The organism is Variovorax sp. P5_A3, from assembly GCF_056400665.1.
In genome coordinates, this window is record NZ_JBFUKW010000003.1 from 34,847 (window position 1) to 51,216 (window position 16,370).

The window sequence follows — 16,370 nt, forward strand, 5'->3', positions numbered from 1 at the left end:
GGGTTTGCGGTCAGCGGGGCTGGCCTTGGCGCTGCCGGTCTGCCCGCTTCAGTTCGAGGTACTCGGCCTCGCCGAGGTCGTGCAATTGCCGCGGAAACTTTTCCGTGCCCGCATACCAGAGCGTCAGGCGCTTCTCGAAATCGTCAGGCGCCGCCAGGTAGGCGTCCAGCGCCAGAAAGTAGCGCATGGCGTTGCGCTCCATCAGGCCTCGCATGCCGCCGATGAGCTCGGGGTCGCCGTTCGCCTGCTTGCCCACGACAGTGAAGCCCACCTTGCCGCGTCCCATGGTGGCCAGGTAGCTCTGGGTTGCCACGCGGGTTGCGGAACCCTGGTCGTAGGCGTAGGCGAAGTGAACGAAGGACTTGCCGGTTCCCACCGGGATGGCGTCGAGTTGGATGCGATAGTTGCGCGTGCCGAAAGGACCCTTGCCGGAGGTCAGCTTCGCGGAGAAGTGGTCGGGCTTCGCGCTGACGAGCTGGAAGCGAAAAGTCAGTTCGAATGCGTCCTTGACGGGAACGTCGTACCGCCGCACCACGCTCAACGTCAGCGTTTGCTTGGCCGTGTCGACGCGACAGGCGCGGTTGTTGAGATGGAGCATCAGCATCTCGCACCACTGCTTCGGCTGGCTCAGGGAGGCACTGATCTTGTCCAGCGGACGGTCCAGGATGCCGTACACCTCGCCCTTCAGGCTGCTCTCGGTTTCCGCCGCATTCAGGACCATCGGTCGCCCGAACGGGCTTTTTGCCAGGTCGGGGCCGAGCTTTTCGTAGGCTGCTCGCAAGCTGGCCGCGCTGGCTTGCGCCGCGGCCGAGGGCGCCCATGCCGCGCCGACGGCCGCAACGGCCACGGTCAGGGCAGCAAACAACCTTCGCAGGGCCACGGCGGACTCCTCCTGGCAGCCAGCGCCGGTGCGGCGCCGCGAGTCAGGACCATACACCGCGGACACGACTTCGTGAACCGACCTCGCTGCGACAATGGCGGCTGCAACTCACCGACAGAAGGTATCCATGCAATTCGCCTCTCGCCTCGACAACGTCGAAACCTCCGCCATCCGCGAACTCTTCAAGCTGCTCGGAACGCCCGGCATCATCAGCTTTGCGGGTGGCTTTCCGGACAGCGCAATGTTCGATGTCGAAGGGCTGAAGGAAGCAAGCGCCAAGGCCCTTGCGGAAGAGCCCGGCGGCGCCCTGCAATACGGCGCGACCGAAGGCTACGAGCCGCTGCGCACGCAACTCAGCGCCTTCATGAAGACCAAGGGCGTCGATGTCGACCCGAGCGGCCTCATCGTCACCACGGGCAGCCAGCAGGCGCTCGACCTGCTCGGCAAGACGCTCATCTCTCCCGGCGACAAGGTGATCGTCGAAGGCCCGACCTTCCTGGCCACCATCCAGTGTTTCCGCCTCTACGGCGCGCAACTGATCAGCGCGCCGATTGATGCCGACGGCGTGCGCACCGACGAGCTCGAAAAGCTCATCGCCGAACACAAGCCGAAGTTCGTCTATCTCATCCCGACCTTCGGCAACCCCAGCGGTGCGATGCTCACCCTGGAGCGCCGCAGGAAGGTGCTCGAGATGGCGGTGAAGTACCAGACGCTGATCGTCGAGGACGACCCCTATGGCGATCTCTATTTCGACGACAAGGCGCCGCCGCCGTCGATCCTGTCGCTCACCAAGGACGTGCCCGGCAGCCGCGAACTGGTCGTGCATTGCGGCAGCCTGAGCAAGGTGCTGAGCCCCGGCCTGCGCATCGGCTGGATGATCGGCCCCGCCGAACTGCTCGCGAAGGCGACCATGTGCAAGCAGTTCAGCGACGCGCACACCAGCACTTTCGCACAGGCGACGGCTGCGCAATACCTCAAGAGCGGCCGCATGCCCGCCACGCTGGCCAACGTGCGCAAGGTCTACGGCGAACGCGCGAAAGCCATGGGCGCCGCGTTGCAGAAGGATCTCGGCGATGCCATCACCTTCACGCAGCCGGGCGGCGGCCTGTTCTTCTGGGCGCGCCTCACGGGTGCCAACGGCAAGATCGCCGACGCCAACATATTCGCCAAGCGCGCGATCGAAAAGCTCGTGGCCTTCGTGCCCGGCGCGCCGTTCTTCGCGGAGAAGCCCGATCTCGCGACGCTGCGCCTGAGTTTCGCCACGGCCAATGTCGAGAAGATCCAGGAAGGCATCGCGCGCCTCGGCGCGGCGCTCTGAACCTTTGGCGTCGCCGGGCGCGATAGGGGCTTGCCCCCGATCCGGTCGTCTGCGTCAGCCGAGCGCGCGGCCGAAGTCCTCGATCAGCTCATCCGCCGACTCCAGCCCGATGGACACGCGCACCAGCCCATCGGCGATGCCCATCTGGGCGCGGACCGCCGGTCCCGCTTCCCAGTAGATCGTGGGCGCTACCGGGATGACCAGCGTGCGGTTGTCGCCGAGGCCGGTTGCCTTGATGGGCAGCTCCAGGCGGTTGAGCATGGCAGGCACGTTCGCGCTGTCGCGCAGTTCGAAGGCCAGCAGCCACGAGCCCGCCTTGAAGTGGCGCACGGCGAGCGCGTGCTGCGGGTGGCTTTCGAGCATCGGGTAGTGCACCGCAGCCACTGCGGCATGGCCCTGCAGGAAGCGGGCGAGCGACAGGGCCGTGGCGCTGGTCTGTGCAACGCGCAGCCCGAGCGTCTCCGCGCCCAGGCTGATGCGGTGGGCCTGCTCGGGCGACAGGGTCGCGCCCATGTCGCGCAGCCCCTTCTTGCGCAATTGCTGGAGGCCTTGCTGGCGCGCATCGACGCCGCGATAGCTCGGCGAGATGTTCGGATAGCCCTGCCAGTCGAACAGGCCCGTGTCGGTGACGGCCCCGCCCAATGCGGCGCCGTGGCCGGCAATGGTCTTGGTGAGTGAGTTGATGACCAGTCCCGCGCCGATCGACTTCGGACGGAAGAGGGCGGGCGAGGTAATTGTGTTGTCCACCACGTAGAGCAGCCCGCGTTCGCGGCACAGGTTGCCGATGGCTTCGAGGTCGGGGACCTGCGTGCCGGGATTCGCGACCGTCTCCACGAACACCATTCTCGTGTTGGGACGCAACGCGGCGCGAACCGTGTCCACCGAGCCCGCATCGACCTTGCTGACCTCGACACCGAATTCGCCGAGCGTGCCGAAGAGGCTGTTGGTGTTGCCGAAGATGAATTGGCTCGACACGATATGGTCGCCGCCGCGCAGCAGCGTCAGGAAGATCGCGCTGAGCGCGGCCATGCCGGTGGAGAAGCAGACGGTGCCGATGCCGTCTTCGAGCTGGCTGATCTTCGCTTCGAGCGCCGCCGTCGTCGGCGTGCCCTGGCGCGCGTAGCTGAAGCTGTTCTTGAGCGTGCCCTGGAACACGCCGATCAGGTCTTCCACCCGGTCGTAGCCGTACTGCACCGACGTGTGGATCGGCTTGTGGATGCTGCCGTGCTCGACGCCGAAGCGCCGGTCGCCGTGCACCGTGTCGGATGCGACCGGCAGGCCCTTGTCCTTGTCAGCGTCACTCATGGTGTTCATCTCAAGAGGTCGAGAAGGCGATCGAGCCCGCCTTCGTTGATGGCGACCATCGCCTGCTCGCGCACCTTCGGCTTGGCGTGATAGGCGACGGAGAGACCTGCCTCGCCCATCATCGGCAGGTCGTTCGCGCCGTCGCCGACAGCGATGGTCTCGCCCGGCGAGATGCCGAGCAGCGAAGCGACTTCCAGCAGCGTGCGGCGTTTTTCCGCGCCGTCGCAGATGTCGCCCCAGGATTGCTGCACGACTTGGCCGGTGAGTTTTCCGTCGGCTTCGTCCAGCAGGTTGGAGCGCGCGAAGTCGATGCCGAGCCGGTCTTTCACCCGGTTGGCGAAGAAGGTGAATCCGCCGGAGACCAGAAGCACCTTCATGCCGGCGGCCTTGCAAGCCGCCACCAGTTGCTCCGCGCCGGGGCTGAGCCGCAGGCGCTCGTCGTAGACCTTTTGCAGCGCATCGACCGGCACGCCTTGCAGCAGCGCCACGCGGCGACGCAGGCTTTCCTTGAAATCCTTGATCTCGCCGCGCATCGTCGCTTCGGTGATGGCGGCCACCTCGGCCTTCTTGCCCACCGCATCGGCGATCTCGTCGATGCATTCGATGTTGATCAGCGTCGAGTCCATGTCGAACGCGATCAGCTTGAAATCGGCGAGCGCGAGCGGTGGCGTGAACCGCTGGACGATCAGGCCGGGAGCGATTTCCTTGGCGGTCATACCGGTGTGGCTTCCTGTACTTTGGGCTGGCCCAGGCTGCGGAGGATGTCGCGCACCATCTGTGCACGTTCCCTGGGCTCCTTCAGCTCGCGCTCGATGCGCAGCTTCTCGTTGCCCGCGAGCTTGATGTGCTTGTTCTTCTGGATCAGTTGGATGATGTTCATCGAATCGACCGGCGGGTCCTTCTTGAAGGTGATGTTGATGACGCCCGGCGCCGCGTCGACCTTGACCACGCCGTAGGGCCTTGCAAGGACGCGCAGCCGGTGCACGTCGATCAGCGTCTGCGCCTGCGGCGGCAGCTTGCCGAAGCGGTCGACGATCTCTTCGAGCAGCGTGTCGATCTGATCGGGTGTCTTGGCCGTCGCGAGTTTCTTGTAGAACGAGAGGCGCAAGTGCACGTCGCCGCAGTAGTCGTCGGGCAGCAGGGCGGGGGCGTGCAGGTTGATCTCGGTCGTCACGCTCAGCGGTGCGAGCAGGTCGGGCTCCTGGCCGGCCTTGAGCGAGCGCACGGCCTCGGCGAGCATCTCGTTGTAGAGCTGGAAGCCGATCTCCATCATGTTGCCGCTCTGGTTCTCGCCCAACACCTCGCCGGCGCCGCGGATCTCGAGGTCGTGCATCGCCAGGTAGAAGCCGGAACCCAGTTCTTCCATCTGCTGGATGGCGTCGAGCCGCTGCGCGGCATGCTTGGTCAGGCCGTCGATGTCCGGCACCATCAGGTAGGCATAGGCCTGGTGGTGGCTGCGGCCCACGCGGCCGCGCAACTGGTGCAGTTGCGCGAGGCCGAACTTGTCGGCGCGACTCATCACGATGGTGTTGGCGGTGGGCACGTCGATGCCGGTCTCGATGATGGTCGAGCACAGGAGCATGTTGTAGCGCTGGGCGACGAAGTCGCGCATCACACGCTCCAGCTCGCGTTCGGGCATCTGGCCGTGGGCGACGGCGATGCGTGCCTCGGGCAGGATTTCCTCGAGTTTCTGCCGGCGGTTCTCGATGGTCTCGACCTCGTTGTGCAGGAAGTAGACCTGGCCGCCGCGCTTGAGCTCGCGCAGCACGGCCTCGCGGATCACGCCGGTGCCTTCGTTGCGCACGAAGGTCTTGATCGCGAGCCGCCGCTGCGGCGCGGTGGCGATCACGCTCAGGTCGCGCAAGCCTTCGAGCGCCATGCCCAGCGTGCGCGGGATCGGCGTCGCGGTGAGCGTCAGCACGTCGACCTCGGCGCGCATCGCCTTCATCGCCTCCTTGTGGCGCACGCCGAAGCGATGTTCCTCGTCGATGATGAGCAGGCCCAGGTTCTTGAACTTGACCGACTGCGAGAGCAGCTTGTGTGTGCCGACCACGATGTCCACCGTGCCGTCGGCCAGCCCCTTTGCAGCGGTAGTGATCTCCTTGGTGGACCGGAAGCGGCTCATCTCCGCCACCTTGACCGGCCACTTTGCGAAGCGGTCGACCAGCGTCTGGAAGTGCTGCTCGGCCAGCAGCGTGGTTGGCGCGAGGAAGGCGACCTGCTTGCCGCCGGTCACGGCGATGAAGGCGGCGCGCAGGGCCACCTCGGTCTTGCCGAAGCCGACGTCGCCGCAGACCAGCCGGTCCATCGGCTGCGGGGAGATCATGTCCTGGATCACGGCATGGATCGCGGCCTTCTGGTCGGCTGTCTCGTCGAAGCCGAAGTCGTTGGCGAACACTTCGTAGTCGGCGGCCGAGAAGCGGAAGGCATGGCCTTCGCGCGCCGCACGACGGGCATAGATGTTGAGCAGCTCGGCGGCGGAATCGCGCACCTGCTCGGCGGCCTTTCGCTTGGCCTTTTCCCATTGGCCGGAGCCCAGCTTGTGCAGTGGCGCCTCGTCGGCGCTGACGCCGGTGTAGCGGCTGATCAGGTGCAATTGCGACACCGGCACGTAGAGCGTGGCTTTGTCGGCGTACTCCAGGTGCAGCATCTCCTGCATCAGCGGCTTGCCGTCGGCATCGGCGCCCTGGCCGAGGTCCATGTTGACCAGTCCGCGGTAGCGTCCGATGCCATGGGCGGAGTGCACCACCGGGTCGCCGATGGCGAGTTCGCTCAGGTCCTTGATCAGCGCCTCGACATCGCTGACCTGTTCCTGCCGCTTGTTGCGACGACGGCTGGACGGCGCGGTGGCGAAGAGTTCGGTCTCGGTGACGAAGTCGATGGCCTGTTCGCGCCATGCAAAGCCGGCGACCAGCGCGGCGGTCGCGATGCCGATCTTCTCGTCCGGCGAGGCCTCGAACTCGGCGAGCGAGTCGAAGGCGGGCGGATTCACGCCGCTGGCGCGCAGGAAGTCGAGCAGGCTCTCGCGCCGGCCGTCGCTCTCGGCGATCACCAGCACGCGGTGCGGCGTAGCGTGGATGTGCTCCTTGAGCTTGACCAGCGGATCGTCGGCGCCGCGAACGACGGCAAAGGCTGGCAGGGCGTCGAACTCCGCATAGGGCGCATCGGCGGCGGCATCGCCCCGGATGGCCAGCTGGGCATGCGGCTTGGCGCGCTGATAGAACTGCTCGGCGTTCAGGAACAGCGCCTCGGGCGGCAGCGCCGGCCGCTCGGGATCGCCGCGCACGAGCCGGTAGCGTTCGCCCGTGTCCTGCCAGAAATGCTGGAAGGCGGGTTCGAGCTCGCCGTGCAGGACCACCGTGGTGTCGGCGCCCAGGTAGTCGAACACCGTTGCCGTCTCTTCGAAAAAGAGCGGCAGGTAGTACTCGATGCCGGCCGTGGCGACGCCGTTGCCCATGTCCTTGTAGATGCGGCTGCGCGTGGGGTCGCCTTCGAGCAACTCGCGCCAGCGGCTGCGGAAGCGTGCGCGGGCGTCGTCGTCCATCGGAAACTCGCGGCCCGGCAGCAGGCGCACTTCGGGCACTGGATAGAGGCTGCGCTGCGTGTCCGGGTCGAAGGTGCGGATCGAATCGATCTCGTCGTCGAACAGGTCGACCCGGAACGGCACCGCCGAGCCCATCGGGAACAGGTCGATCAGGCCGCCGCGCACGGCGTATTCGCCGGGGCTCACGACCTGCGTCACGTGGCTATAGCCCGCCAGCGTGAGCTGGGCCTTCAGCTTCGATTCCTGCAGCTTCTGGCCGCTCTTGAAATGGAAGGTGTAGCCGGCCAGGAAGCCCGGTGGCGCCAGCCTGTAGAGCGCGGTCGTCGCAGGCACCAGCACCACGTCGGCCTCCTTCTGGCTGATCCGCCAGAGGGTGGCGAGACGCTCGCTGATCAGGTCCTGGTGGGGCGAGAAGCTGTCGTAGGGCAGCGTCTCCCAGTCCGGGAACAGGGCGCAGCGGAGTTCGGGCGCGAAGAAGGCGATCTCGTCGATCAGGCGCTGGGCGTCGTTCGCGTCGGCCGTGAACACGGCCGTCGCACGGCCGGCCGCTTTTTCGCGCTCGGCCAGTTGGGCCAACAACAGCGCATCGGCCGACAGGGGCGGGCGCGGCAGCGTGAAGCGCTTGCCGACTGTGAGATGGGGGAGGTCCATGAAGTGCCTGGGAAATGCAGAACACCCCGCGCCGGCGGGCGAGGGGTGTGAAGAGCGATTCTAGAATGGCTGCCCCTTTGTCGCTGGCAGCCATTCCACCCATGTCCGCTTCCCGTCTTTTCGTGTTGATCCCCTGTGGCGGTTCGGGCAGTCGCGCCGGCGGCGTGGGGCCCAAGCAATACCAGCGCATCGCGGGGCGGCCGATGGTCGAGCACACCCTCGAAGCCTTTCGTTCGCTCGCCGGGCGATTCGAGGGGATCGCACTCGTGGTTTCGCCGGAGGACCCGGATGTGGGGATCGTGCTGCCGCGCTTTCCGGGTGCGGGCGAGCACCTGTTTCGGGTGGCTGGTCCGACGCGCGCCGCCACTGTGCGAAACGGCCTGCGCGCCTTGCGGGATGCCGGCGCGGGGCCTCATGACTGGGTTCTGGTGCACGATGCGGCGCGTTGCCTGGTGACGCCGACGCAGATCGAGGCCTTGATCGCCGCCTGCGAGCGCGATCCCATCGGCGGGCTGCTGGCCCATCGGCTGGCGGACACGCTCAAGGTCGCTTCGCCCGAGGGTCGGGTCGTCAGCACGGCGACACGCGCCGACAAGTGGCTGGCTCAGACGCCGCAGATGTTCCGCATCGGCATGCTCCTCGACGCCCTGGGGCGCGCCGGCGATTCGGTGACGGACGAGGCCAGCGCGATCGAGGGGATCGGCCTCGCGCCGTTGCTGGTGCCGGGCAGCGCGCAGAATTTCAAGCTGACCTACTCCGAGGATTTCGCTCTGGCTGAAGCACTTCTGCACAGCCGGCGCACTGAACCATGACTGCTTTCCATCTGCGCGTCGGCGAGGGCTGGGATGTCCACCAACTGGTGGCGGGCCGGAAGTTGATCCTGGGCGGCGTCGAAGTGCCCCACAGCACCGGCCTGCTCGGGCATTCGGATGCCGACGTGCTCCTGCATGCCATCACCGATGCCTTGCTCGGCGCGGCCGGGCTGGGCGACATCGGCCGGCATTTCCCGGACACCGACGCGCAGTTCCGGGGCGCGGATTCGTCGGTGCTCCTGGCCGAGGCGGCGCGTCGCGTGCGTGCGGCGGGCTGGCAGATCGGCAACGTCGACAGCACGGTGATCGCGCAGGCGCCGAAGCTCGCTCCGCACATTCCGGCGATGTGCGAGCGCATCGCGGCTGCACTCGGCGTCGGCGTAGATCAGGTCAATGTGAAGGCGAAGACGGCCGAGAAGCTCGGCCCGATCGGCGAAGGGCGGGCGATGGAGGCCCGCGCCATAGCACTCCTTCATCGCTGAACAGCTACTTTTCCTTTTCCTTCGGCATCGGCTTGTCTTTCGAGGGCAGGGCGTCGGTCTTGGCCGAGGCGGCGCGCGGCATGCGGATGTGCGCCGCCAGCCCGCGGCCCGGCGTGCTCGTGAGGGCGAAGGTGCCGCCCATGCGCTCGATGTTCTTGGTGACGATCGACAACCCCAGGCCCGCTCCCGCCGCCGACGTGCGTGCGACGTCGCCTCGGAAGAAGGGCTTGCTCAACTGCGACAGCAGCGCGGGCGCGACGCCGGCGCCATGGTCGCGCACCTTGATCAGCACCGCATCGTTGTGCGCCTGCGCCTGGATCGTAATGTCCGCGACGCCCGTGGACGGTGTCTTGCCGTAGCGGCGCGCGTTCTCGACCAGGTTGGAGATCACGCGCTGGAGCTCGACGTCGTCCGCCATGACGCGCAGGTCCGGCGGAACGTCGACGGTGATCTTGATGTCCTCGTGATCCTGCACCGCGTAGGTGCAGGCGTCGATCACGTCGCGCAGCAGCACGGGCTTGAAGTCGACATGGTCCGGCCGGGCGTAGTCCAGGAACTTGTCGATGATCGCGTCGAGCTGCGCGATGTCGGCCGCCATGTGGTCGCGGGCATCCTCGTCGGCCACGCTCATCTCGGTTTCGAGGCGCAGCCGTGCGAGCGGCGTGCGCAGGTCGTGCGAGATGCCCGCCAGCATGACGGCGCGGTCCTGCTCGATCTTGGCCAACTGGTCGGCCATGCGATTGAAGCCGACGTTCACCGCCCGGATTTCGTTGGTGCGGGCGCGCTCGTCGAGCCGGTGCGCCTCGTATTCACCTTCGCGCACCTGTAGGGTGGCTTGGGAAAGCTGCTTCAGCGGTCGGTTGATGAGGCGAGTGATCAGCGCCGCACCTGCCAGCGAGAGCGCCATGGTCGTCGCGAGCCAGATCAGCCAGGTGCGCCGGTCGAGGCGGCTGAAGCGCGTGGGATCGACCAGCAGCCAGTAGGTGTCGCTCTCGATCGTGAAGCCGATCCAGAGGCCGGGCTCGTCGTTGACGCGGCTGGCCACGGTCGTGCCTTCGCCGAGACGGGCGATCAGCTCTTCGGTGACCCGCTGGTCCAGCGCGCCACTGGTGTAGGGCAGGAAGCGGTCGTTCGGCTCGCGCGGCAGGATGCGCACGCCTTCCTGGTCGGCGAGTGTCTTGATCAGCGAGACGCGGGTGATGGCGTCGGAATACACGAGCGCCGCGCGCGTGAGGTTCACGAGCGAAGCGATCTGGTGGGCCGTCTGGATCGCGCGCGGCTCGTATTCGAGCGCACGAAAGGTCTGTAGCCACGCGACCGTACAGCCGACAAGCAACAGCACCAGCAGGAAGAAAGTCCGCCAGAAGAGACTCAGGCCGAGCTGGATCCTGGACCGTCGCCGCCGGGAACCGATGCCTTCCAGCGGGCTGGGCAGGGTGGCCTGGGAGCTGTCCTCGGCGAGGGGGCTCGGCTGAGTCGTCTTCGGGCCGATCGAGGCGGCCACGGGTCAGCGCTTCAGGTAGTGCCGTCCGGCACGAAGACGTAGCCGACGCCCCAGACGGTCTGGATATAGCGCGGCGCCGCGGCGTCCGACTCGACCAGCTTGCGCAGGCGTGAGATCTGGACGTCCAGGCTGCGGTCGAAGGGCTCGAATTCGCGGCCGCGCGCCAGTTGGGCCAGCTTTTCGCGCGACAGCGGCTGTCTGGGATGGCGTACCAGCGCCTTCAGCATCGCAAACTCGCCAGTGGTCAGCGAGAGCTCCTCGCCGTCCTTCTTGAGCGTGCGCGAGCCGAGGTCGAAGCTGAAGGGGCCGAAGTTGACCGTTTCGTTGTCGGTCGAAGGGGCGCCCGGCGCCTCCAGCGGCGGACGGCGGCGCAGCACGGCATGCACGCGGGCGAGCAGTTCGCGCGGGTTGAACGGTTTGCCCAGGTAGTCGTCGGCGCCGACTTCGAGGCCGACGATGCGGTCCACGTCCTCGCCCTTGGCGGTCAGCATGATGATGGGCGTGCGGTCGTTGGCGGCACGCAGGCGGCGGCAGACCGAGAGGCCGTCCTCGCCGGGCATCATCAGGTCGAGCACGATCAGGTCGACCGTGTCGCGAAGCAGGATGCGGTTCAGGGCCTTGCCGTCTTCCGCCACGATGACCTCGAATCCTTCCTGGGTCAGGTAGCGGCGCAGCAGGTCGCGGATGCGTGCGTCGTCGTCGACGATCACGATCTTGTCTGTGCGAGCGGGAGCTTGATTCATTTCTACAACGCCGAATTTGTAACAACGCCAATTCTGAGGGCGTTGAAGCCCCATTGAGGTGCTTTACACAGAGGTTTGACACAAAGTTACAAAACTTGCGGGCGCTAGCCGTCCAGACGTTTGCGCCTTGTCAAGCGATGGCAAAGTGACTTCTGCTGTCTCACGCACCTTATGAAAACCAACTCTCTGACGCTTCCCTTGCTGATCGCCACCTGCTGTCTGCCGGTGCTGGCCGGGACGCCCGGTTTCATGACGGTGGCCGACCAGCGCCGTGCCGACGTGCGCGACGCGGTGGAAGCCCATCGCGCGGCCACCCGGGACGAAGTCCGCCGCGAAGAGGCGGCCGCCGGCCGCCGACTGACGCCCGCGGAGCTGGCCGAATTGAGGCAGCAGGTGCGTCAGAATTGGTCGCCTCGCCATGACGTCGTCCAGTCGGCAGAATCGCAGCCGGCCGAGCGCGTGGTGCCAGCGCCTGGGGTGAAGGGCGCCGCGCTGACCGCGCCGAGTAGCCAGCGCCCCTGAGTGGCGCCCCGTTCGGGCGCTTCTCTTCTTTCTTGTCGACCTGAGGATCTCCTGCCTTGAAAAACGCCAAATGGATTGCGGCCTGTGCCGCATGGATGACTGCGGGTGTCGTATCCGCCCAGACCGTGACCTTGCCCCAGCCGCAGAACGTGCTCCAGCTCTCGGCCAATTCGACCGTGGAGGTCCTGCAGGACCAATTGAGCATGACGTTGTCGACCTCGCGCGACGCCGCCGATGCAGCCACAGTTCAGACACAGCTCAAGACGGCGCTCGATGCTGCCCTGACCGAAGCCCGGAAGAATGCACAACCCGGGCAGATGGACGTGCGAACCGGCAACTTCCACCTGTCGCCCCGCCGCAACCGCGACGGCACGCTGACCGGATGGCAGGGCACCGCCGAACTCGTGCTCGAAGGCCGCGATTTCCCGCGCATCGCGCAGACAGCCGGCCGAATCTCCACGATGACCATCCGGAACATCGGCTTCAGCCTGAGCCGCGAGCAGCAGGCCAAGGCCGAGACCGAGGCCCAGGGCCTGGCGATCGACAATTTCAAGCAGCGCGCGGACGAACTCGCCAAGCGATTCGGCTTCAGCGGCTACACGTTGCGCGAAGTGTCGGTCAATGCGAACGTGGGCGCACCCTTCCAGCCCCGGATGATGGCGATGGAGGCGAAGGCCGCTTCCGACAGCCCGGTGCCGGTCGAAGCCGGCAAGGCGTCGGTGATGGTCAACGTCTCCGGCTCGGTGCAGCTCAAGTAAGGCCGGGCAGGCGCTACTGGGCGGTCCAGCCGCCGTCGACCTGCCACGCGACGCCGCGGACCTGTTCCGCGGCGGGCGAGCACAGGAACACCGCGAGGCCGCCCAACTGCTCCACCGTCGTGAACTGAAGCGAAGGCTGCTTCTCGCCGAGCAGATCTTTCTGAGCCTGCGCGAGGGAGATGCCTTCGCGTTCGGAGCGGGTGTCGATCTGCTTCTGCACGAGGGGCGTGAGCACCCAGCCAGGGCAGATCGCGTTGCTCGTGATGCCAGTGGTCGCGGTTTCGAGCGCCACCGACTTGGTGAGGCCGACGATGCCGTGCTTCGCCGCGACATACGCGGACTTCTGCGCCGATGCCACGAGCCCGTGCGCGGAGGCGATGTTGATGATGCGGCCCCAGTTGGCCTCGCGCATCGCCGGGATGGCGAGCCGCGTCGTGTGGAACGCGCTGCTGAGGTTGATGGCAATGACCGCGTCCCATCGCTCCACCGGGAAGTCCTCGACATTCGAGACGTGCTGGATGCCGGCGTTGTTCACGAGCACGTCGACGCGTCCGAAGCGCGAGGCCGCGAACTTCATCATGTCCTCGATCTGCGCCGGCTTGCTCATGTCGGCGCCGTGGTAATCCACCTTGACATCGAAGGCCGAAACTTCGGCCTTCGCGCCCTCCACATCGCCGAAACCATTGAGCACGATGCTTGCGCCTTGTTGTGCGAGCGCCTTCGCGATACCCAGTCCGATACCACTGGTGGACCCCGTGACAAGCGCGGTTTTGCCTTTGAGCATGATGACAGTCTCCGAATGAATTAGGATGCAACGAGAGAATTATCTTCATCGCGAGCCCGCCTTTTCCATGACCGCACTTGCCTTCAAAAACGCCCGTGGCGAGGCACGCAAGCAGGCACGATGGCGGTCATCCGTCCGGCGTCCGAACCAGTGAAGCGCGAACAGAACAACCTGCACGTGCCTTCCTCGTCGGAATCGCTCGTGGTCGACTATCCGTTGTCGGCGGCGACGGCAGAGCGCACGCCGGTCATGGAAAACATGCTCGCGCGCGCGCGAGCTTTCGCCGAGCCACTGATCGCCGACGAAGTGCTCGACACGGGCGAGAACACGCTCGCGCATGCCGACGCGGTCGCCGCCATCGTCGCGTCCATGGGCGGATCGGAGGCGATGCAGGCGGCCAGCTACCTGGTCTATTCGTGCCAGCACTTGAACAGGCCCCAGGAAGTGATCGCCAAGGTGTTCGGCGACAACTTCGCCGCGCTGGCGGTGGAGACCACCAAGCTCGTGCATGTGCAGAAGCAGGCTCGTTCGGCCACCGCGCATTCGCATCTGGCGGATGGTCCCGGCACGCAGACCGAGAACGTGCGCAAGATGCTGCTCGCGTTCTCGCGCGACCTGCGCGTGGTCATGTTGAGGCTGGCTTCGCGCCTGCAGACGTTGCGTCATGCGGCAGCCAGCAAGCGGCCGGTGCCCGAGAACGTCGCCCGTGAGTCCTTGCAGGTGTTCGCGCCGCTCGCGAACCGCCTCGGCATCTGGCAGGTCAAGTGGGAGATCGAGGATCTCTCGTTCCGCTTCCTCGAGCCCGAAACCTACAAGCTCATCGCGCGACTTCTCGACGAGAAGCGCATCGAGCGCGAAGGCTATGTTGAGCAGCTGCGCACGCGCCTCGAACGCGAACTCGCGGCCGAAGGCATCAAGGCGACGGTGCAAGGTCGGCCAAAGAACATCTACAGCATCGTCAAGAAGATGCGCGGCAAGTCGCTCGATTTCGCGCAGGTGTTCGACATCATGGCGTTGCGGGTGGTGGTGGCCGACGTCAAGGACTGCTATGCGGCGCTCGCGTGGGTGCATTCGCATTTCCAGCCGATCGACGAGGAGTTCGACGACTACATCGCGAGACCGAAGCCCAACGGCTACCAGTCGCTCCACACGGTGGTGCGCGAAGTGGTCGACGGGCATGCGGGCAAGCCGATCGAGATCCAGATCCGGACCGAGGAAATGCACGACCACGCGGAGCATGGTGTGGCGGCCCACTGGGCCTACAAGGAAGCGGGCCACAAGGGCTATGCCGGCGTCTGGGCAACCGGCGAGTACGACGCCAAGATCGCGGTGCTGCGGCAACTGCTGGCGTGGGAGCGCGATCTCTCGGGCGGACAGCAGGGGCAGGGTCTTTTCGACGACCGCATCTACGTGCTGACGCCGGATGCGGCGATCGTCGAGTTGCCCCAGGGTGCGACGGCGGTGGACTTCGCCTACACCGTGCACACCAGCCTCGGCCACCGCTGCCGTGGGGCCCGAGTCGACGGTGCGATGGTGCCGCTCAACACGCCGCTGCAGAACGGCCAGACGGTCGAGATCATCGCCGCCAAGGAAGGCGGTCCGTCGCGTGATTGGCTCAATGCAGAGCTGGGTTATCTCGCCAGCCATCGGGCGCGTGCCAAGGTACGGGCCTGGTTCAACGCGCAGATCACGCACGAGACCGTGGCGCGCGGCCGCGAGGCGGTCGAAAAGCTGCTCCAGCGTGAAGGCAAGACGGCACTGAAGCTCGAAGACCTCGCGTCGCAGCTCGGCTTCAAGTCGGCGGACAACCTGTTCGAGGTGGTGGGCAAGGACGAGTTCTCGCTGCGCAATATCGAGATGCTGTTGCGTCCGCCCGAGCCTGCGCCCGGACCGGACGACGGCGTCATCATCAAGAAGGCACGCGGCAGCGAGCAGTCGGGGCGGGGCGGCGTGCTGGTGGTGGGCGTCTCGTCGCTGATGACGCAACTGGCCAAGTGCTGCAAGCCTGCGCCGCCGGACGCCATTCGCGGCTTCGTGACCAAGGGCCACGGCGTGAGCATCCATCGCTCGGACTGCAGCAACTTCCGCATGATGGCGAGTCGCGATGCCGAGCGCGTGATCGACGTCGAATGGGGTGCGCAGAAGGGCGAGGCGGGATCGGTCTATGCCGTCGATGTCGCAGTCGAGGCGGCAGACAGGCAGGGGCTGCTGCGTGACATCTCCGACGTGTTCGCGCGCGAGAAGATGAACGTGATCGGCGTTCAGACGCAGTCGGTGAAGGGCACCGCGTGGATGACCTTCACCATCGAGATCGCGGACGCAACGCGGCTCAAGCAGGTGCTGGCCGTGGTCGCCGCGGTGAGCGGTGTGCGTTCTGCGCGACGTCGCTGAAAAGCGGTCTCGCAGCCTGCTACAATAGCTGCTTCTCGGACACATCCTTAGGCGCGTAGCTCAGCTGGTTAGAGCACCACCTTGACATGGTGGGGGTCGTTGGTTCGAGTCCAATCGCGCCTACCAATCTTCCTGATCCAGCGTCCGCTTAACCACCGGACGCGCGGCGGATCAAAAACTCCCCAAGCCCCAGTTTCTCGTCATGGCTCCCCCGCTGGAACTATGGCATTCGGCGACTGGCAAGTGGGCCTCCAGTTGTGGTACCTTGACCACTCGTCAAGCCCATCATCTGTCTCAGGGAACCGATGAACACTCCTGCAGCCGAGATCGATCCGTCGCTGGAAGAGCTTCGTATTGCAGCGCTGGTGCGCCAGGCGCCGCTTGAGTTCGCGCGCGTGGTCTACGGGCTCAACGATCGCGCGAACGGCCGGGCCGGAACCATGGCGGCGGAGGACGTGGCGCGCACCGAGCGCCAGGGTTCGCCCGTCACGCGCGAGCGTGCCGAGCAAAGGGCTCGGGCCTACCTGCCGATGGCGGGGCAGGAGCACTGCCCCCGCTGCTGGGTCTTCAACGGCATCAAGAGCCCCCTCCAGTACCGGGAAGCGACCGGCGAGCGCCCCGAAACGGGCTCGTGCAAGGTCTGCGGCGCCGAGTACGCCACGTCACTGGACTGAAG

General features: G+C 66.3%; 14 protein-coding genes and 1 tRNA gene. 8 read left to right on the forward strand and 7 right to left on the reverse strand.

Annotated elements, in window-relative coordinates:
* Positions 1 to 10 precede the first annotated feature (10 nt).
* A complete protein-coding gene (locus AC1D3B_RS05530) occupies positions 11 to 880 on the reverse strand; it encodes a hypothetical protein (RefSeq protein WP_478189669.1) in 870 nt (289 codons plus the stop codon).
* A 127-nt stretch (positions 881 to 1,007) separates the two neighbouring features.
* Here AC1D3B_RS05530 and AC1D3B_RS05535 point away from each other — a divergent pair, with 127 nt between their 5' ends.
* The gene (locus AC1D3B_RS05535) at positions 1,008 to 2,198 is read left to right on the forward strand and encodes an aminotransferase-like domain-containing protein (RefSeq protein ID WP_478189670.1); all 1,191 of its coding nucleotides are present in this window, start codon (positions 1,008 to 1,010) and stop codon (positions 2,196 to 2,198) included.
* A gap of 54 nt (positions 2,199 to 2,252) precedes the next feature.
* On the opposite strand, the gene AC1D3B_RS05540 is transcribed toward AC1D3B_RS05535, so the two are convergent.
* Genes AC1D3B_RS05540 through mfd form a run of 3 tightly spaced genes read right to left on the reverse strand, consistent with a single transcriptional unit; the run spans position 2,253 to position 7,698 of the window.
* Positions 2,253 to 3,503: a cystathionine gamma-synthase family protein gene (locus AC1D3B_RS05540; RefSeq protein ID WP_478189671.1), complete on the reverse strand. Its 1,251-nt coding sequence runs from the start codon at positions 3,501 to 3,503 to the stop codon at positions 2,253 to 2,255.
* 5 nt (positions 3,504 to 3,508) lie between these two features.
* A complete protein-coding gene (gene serB / locus AC1D3B_RS05545) occupies positions 3,509 to 4,219 on the reverse strand; it encodes a phosphoserine phosphatase SerB (protein WP_478189672.1) in 711 nt (236 codons plus the stop codon).
* Positions 4,216 to 7,698, reverse strand: a complete 3,483-nt coding sequence (gene mfd / locus AC1D3B_RS05550; RefSeq protein ID WP_478189673.1) for a transcription-repair coupling factor — start codon at positions 7,696 to 7,698, stop codon at positions 4,216 to 4,218. Before mfd ends, serB begins: the two co-directional genes overlap by 4 nt.
* A gap of 101 nt (positions 7,699 to 7,799) precedes the next feature.
* Here mfd and ispD point away from each other — a divergent pair, with 101 nt between their 5' ends.
* Both ispD and ispF read left to right on the forward strand, forming a co-directional pair.
* Complete coding sequence (ispD, locus tag AC1D3B_RS05555; protein ID WP_478189998.1) at positions 7,800 to 8,510, forward strand: 2-C-methyl-D-erythritol 4-phosphate cytidylyltransferase; 711 nt, start codon at positions 7,800 to 7,802, stop codon at positions 8,508 to 8,510.
* Positions 8,507 to 8,992, forward strand: coding sequence for a 2-C-methyl-D-erythritol 2,4-cyclodiphosphate synthase (gene ispF, locus AC1D3B_RS05560; RefSeq protein WP_478189674.1), 486 nt, complete (start codon positions 8,507 to 8,509; stop codon positions 8,990 to 8,992). Before ispD ends, ispF begins: the two co-directional genes overlap by 4 nt.
* 4 nt (positions 8,993 to 8,996) lie before the next feature.
* On the opposite strand, the gene AC1D3B_RS05565 is transcribed toward ispF, so the two are convergent.
* Positions 8,997 to 10,427, reverse strand: a complete 1,431-nt coding sequence (locus tag AC1D3B_RS05565) for a sensor histidine kinase (RefSeq protein ID WP_478189999.1) — start codon at positions 10,425 to 10,427, stop codon at positions 8,997 to 8,999.
* 80 nt (positions 10,428 to 10,507) lie between these two features.
* Positions 10,508 to 11,239, reverse strand: a complete 732-nt coding sequence (gene ompR / locus AC1D3B_RS05570; RefSeq protein ID WP_028250078.1) for an osmolarity response regulator transcription factor OmpR — start codon at positions 11,237 to 11,239, stop codon at positions 10,508 to 10,510.
* Positions 11,240 to 11,410: 171 nt separating this feature from the next.
* Between ompR and AC1D3B_RS05575 the strand changes: the two genes are divergently transcribed.
* Positions 11,411 to 11,761, forward strand: a complete 351-nt coding sequence (locus AC1D3B_RS05575) for a hypothetical protein (RefSeq protein ID WP_478189675.1) — start codon at positions 11,411 to 11,413, stop codon at positions 11,759 to 11,761.
* 95 nt (positions 11,762 to 11,856) lie between these two features.
* Positions 11,857 to 12,519 (forward strand): SIMPL domain-containing protein, encoded by a 663-nt coding sequence (locus tag AC1D3B_RS05580; RefSeq protein ID WP_478190000.1) that lies wholly within the window; start codon positions 11,857 to 11,859, stop codon positions 12,517 to 12,519.
* A gap of 13 nt (positions 12,520 to 12,532) precedes the next feature.
* Here the strand turns inward: AC1D3B_RS05580 and AC1D3B_RS05585 are convergent, their stop codons facing one another.
* The gene (locus tag AC1D3B_RS05585; RefSeq protein WP_478189676.1) at positions 12,533 to 13,303 is read right to left on the reverse strand and encodes a 3-hydroxybutyrate dehydrogenase; all 771 of its coding nucleotides are present in this window, start codon (positions 13,301 to 13,303) and stop codon (positions 12,533 to 12,535) included.
* A 249-nt stretch (positions 13,304 to 13,552) separates the two neighbouring features.
* Here AC1D3B_RS05585 and AC1D3B_RS05590 point away from each other — a divergent pair, with 249 nt between their 5' ends.
* The 3 genes from AC1D3B_RS05590 to AC1D3B_RS05600 all read left to right on the forward strand — a co-directional run bounded on the left by AC1D3B_RS05590 (position 13,553) and on the right by AC1D3B_RS05600 (position 16,368).
* A complete protein-coding gene (locus tag AC1D3B_RS05590; RefSeq protein ID WP_478190001.1) occupies positions 13,553 to 15,694 on the forward strand; it encodes a RelA/SpoT family protein in 2,142 nt (713 codons plus the stop codon).
* A gap of 49 nt (positions 15,695 to 15,743) precedes the next feature.
* Positions 15,744 to 15,820 (forward strand) — tRNA-Val (locus AC1D3B_RS05595).
* A 179-nt stretch (positions 15,821 to 15,999) separates the two neighbouring features.
* A complete protein-coding gene (locus AC1D3B_RS05600; protein WP_478189677.1) occupies positions 16,000 to 16,368 on the forward strand; it encodes a hypothetical protein in 369 nt (122 codons plus the stop codon).
* The last annotated feature ends 2 nt before the right edge of the window (positions 16,369 to 16,370 follow it).

Bases quoted from the DNA above. Each gene is read 5' to 3' on its own strand.
- ispD (WP_478189998.1), top strand. From the start codon at position 7,800: ATGTCCGCTTCCCGTCTTTTCGTGTTGATCCCCTGTGGCGGTTCGGGC.
- mfd (WP_478189673.1), bottom strand. From the start codon at position 7,698: ATGGACCTCCCCCATCTCACAGTCGGCAAGCGCTTCACGCTGCCGCGC.
- ispF (WP_478189674.1), top strand. From the start codon at position 8,507: ATGACTGCTTTCCATCTGCGCGTCGGCGAGGGCTGGGATGTCCACCAA.
- AC1D3B_RS05580 (WP_478190000.1), top strand. From the start codon at position 11,857: ATGACTGCGGGTGTCGTATCCGCCCAGACCGTGACCTTGCCCCAGCCG.
- AC1D3B_RS05575 (WP_478189675.1), top strand. From the start codon at position 11,411: ATGAAAACCAACTCTCTGACGCTTCCCTTGCTGATCGCCACCTGCTGT.
- AC1D3B_RS05600 (WP_478189677.1), top strand. From the start codon at position 16,000: ATGAACACTCCTGCAGCCGAGATCGATCCGTCGCTGGAAGAGCTTCGT.
- AC1D3B_RS05585 (WP_478189676.1), bottom strand. From the start codon at position 13,303: ATGCTCAAAGGCAAAACCGCGCTTGTCACGGGGTCCACCAGTGGTATC.
- AC1D3B_RS05535 (WP_478189670.1), top strand. From the start codon at position 1,008: ATGCAATTCGCCTCTCGCCTCGACAACGTCGAAACCTCCGCCATCCGC.
- AC1D3B_RS05590 (WP_478190001.1), top strand. From the start codon at position 13,553: ATGGAAAACATGCTCGCGCGCGCGCGAGCTTTCGCCGAGCCACTGATC.
- AC1D3B_RS05540 (WP_478189671.1), bottom strand. From the start codon at position 3,503: ATGAGTGACGCTGACAAGGACAAGGGCCTGCCGGTCGCATCCGACACG.
- ompR (WP_028250078.1), bottom strand. From the start codon at position 11,239: ATGAATCAAGCTCCCGCTCGCACAGACAAGATCGTGATCGTCGACGAC.
- serB (WP_478189672.1), bottom strand. From the start codon at position 4,219: ATGACCGCCAAGGAAATCGCTCCCGGCCTGATCGTCCAGCGGTTCACG.